The organism is Erwinia sp. B116 (genome assembly GCF_002865965.1).
GTDB lineage: Bacteria > Pseudomonadota > Gammaproteobacteria > Enterobacterales > Enterobacteriaceae > Erwinia.
Genome location: NZ_JRZZ01000091.1, coordinates 1 through 2,290, shown reverse-complemented (window position 1 = coordinate 2,290; position 2,290 = coordinate 1). Strand labels below are relative to the sequence as shown.

General features: G+C 57.1%; 2 protein-coding genes. One reads left to right on the top strand and one right to left on the bottom strand.

Going from position 1 to position 2,290, the window contains the following annotated elements; translation table 11 throughout:
• The first annotated feature begins 322 nt into the window (after positions 1-322).
• Positions 323-1,285 carry an aldo/keto reductase gene (locus tag NV64_RS22625; RefSeq protein ID WP_056233284.1) on the top strand — a complete coding sequence of 321 codons (963 nt, stop codon included), beginning with the start codon at positions 323-325 and terminating at the stop codon, positions 1,283-1,285.
• 7 nt (positions 1,286-1,292) lie between these two features.
• Here the strand turns inward: NV64_RS22625 and NV64_RS23550 are convergent, their stop codons facing one another.
• Positions 1,293-1,463: a hypothetical protein gene (locus NV64_RS23550; RefSeq protein WP_156365556.1), complete on the bottom strand. Its 171-nt coding sequence runs from the start codon at positions 1,461-1,463 to the stop codon at positions 1,293-1,295.
• Positions 1,464-2,290 lie beyond the last annotated feature (827 nt).

Sequence of the window (2,290 nt, the reverse complement as noted above, 5' to 3'; positions counted from 1 at the left end):
TAAAATCGCAGCGTGAATAATGAAGAGAATAAGGATAACTGTATAGCGGTGTAATCCCTAATAAAACAGGGGGTTGACCGAATTTGCAAAAAGTGTGCTGGCCGGTGAGTTTTCAGCGGCGCGCCTCCCCGTCAGATTGTATAGATTTTATACTGCCGGTCTTAATATGATTGGAGGACGTGTGAATAAGATCCCGCCTCTGTATTACGCTACAAAGCCTTAATCCGGTAATCATCTGCCACATAAATGCGAAGCACCGAATGATGAGTCTGCTAATCTTTAAGGTCGCAGTACACGCCTAATTCCCCACAGGAGAGAAAAGATGAGCAATCTGCAACATCGCCAGCTGGGCCGTTCCGGCATTCAGGTTCCGCGGCTGACCTTTGGTGGCAACGTGTTTGGCTGGACCGCCGATCAATCCACCTCATTTTCCCTGCTCGACGCGCTGGTGGAGAAGGGGCTGAACTTTATCGATACCGCCGACGTTTACTCGCGCTGGGTGGACGGTAACGAGGGCGGCGAATCAGAAACCATTATCGGTAACTGGCTGCACAGGAGCGGCAAGCGCGACCAGATCGTGCTGGCGACCAAGGTCGGTATGGACCTTGGCAACGGGAAAACCGGCCTGGCCCCGGCCTATATTCGCCAGGCGGTGGAGGCTTCGCTGAAGCGCCTGCAAACCGACTATATTGACCTCTACCAGGCGCACCGTGACGACCAGGACACGCCGCTGCAGGAGACGCTGGCCACCTTTGACGCACTGGTGAAAGAGGGCAAAGTGCGCGCCATCGGTGCCTCAAATTATTCCGGCGCACGGCTGGAAGAGGCGCTGCAGGTCAGTAGTGATAACGGTTTTGCCCGTTACGAGACGCTGCAACCGGAGTACAACCTCTACGATCGCCGTGAGTATGAGAGCGATCTGGAAGGGGTGGTGCAGGCGCATGGCCTTGGCGTCATCAACTACTACTCGCTGGCCAGCGGCTTCCTCAGCGGCAAATACCGCAAGCCAGAAGACGCATCGAAGAGCGCGCGCGGCAAAGGGGTGGTGGAGAAGTATCTGAACAAGCGCGGGCTCAGTATTGTGGATGCGCTGGTGCAGGTTGCCGAAGCGCATCACGCCTCGCCGACCCAGGTGGCGCTGGCCTGGCAGATTGCCCGCCCGTCGATCACCGCCCCCATCGTCAGCGCCACCTCGCTGGCACAGGTCGACGAGCTGGCAAAAGCCGCAGAGCTGCAGCTGAGCGACAGCGATCTGCGCCTGCTCTCTGAGGTCAGCAGCTACTAAGCTATTTTCATGCAGCAATCCGGGGATGCTTTCTGGCATCCTCGGCGACCAGAACAATACCCAGCCGCGCTTCATCCGGCTGAACGCTCCAGATTTCACCTTCCGGAATAGATTGCTGGTCATAGCGGACCCGCTCACCGTCATAGGGATAGAAATTGCCCTCTTCGGCATCCAGCACAAAGACGTTTAACTGTTCTGACGTACGGGCTCAACGGACGCTCTCACCTTGTTGAGCTCAGGCTCTGGCACACCGATGCCGTTTAAGGGAGGGCGTCCATCCCTTCTTTTAGCTTTTGCGTGACTGGTTTAAGGGCATCGCTTTTTGTCCGGGAGCCGGGTTCGGCCGCTGGCGACAGAACGCCGGGACGCCGTAAACCCTTCCCTGGGGGCTCGGATGCCGCATCCTTGCGGCATACGCTCGGCTAACCTGCTCGCCAACGGCCTCCATTGCTGGCGTTCGCGTTGCTGGTTTAAGGGCGTCGCTTTTCGTCCGGGTGCCTGGTTCGGCCGTTGGCGACAGAACGCCGGGACGCCGTAAACCCTTCCCTGGGGGCTCGGATGCCGCATCCTTGCGGCATACGCCCGGCTAACCTGTTCGCCAACGGCCTCCATTGCTGGCGTTCGCGTTGCTGGTTTAAGGGCGTCGCTTTTCGTCCGGGTGCCTGGTTCGGCCGTTGGCGACAGAACGCCGGGACGCCGTAAACCCTTCCCTGGGGGCTCGGATGCCGCATCCTTGCGGCATACGCCCGGCTAACCTGCTCGCCAACGGCCTCCCATACTGACATTTGCGTTGCTGCCTCATAACAAAACACACTCATTTTTGAAGAATTTGAAGAATTTGAAGAATTTGAAGAATTTGAAGAATTTGAAGAATTTGAAGAATTTGAAAGGGGTACCAAGGAAGTGTTTTAAGGCAGCGACACAAAGCATTGCAGGCAATCGGGGTTTATCCGGATAAGCGGACCTTCGGGCACATGGACGTGCCCGGCAGAGCCCAGGGACGTT

Bases quoted from the DNA above. Each gene is read 5' to 3' on its own strand.
- NV64_RS22625 (WP_056233284.1), top strand. From the start codon at position 323: ATGAGCAATCTGCAACATCGCCAGCTGGGCCGTTCCGGCATTCAGGTT.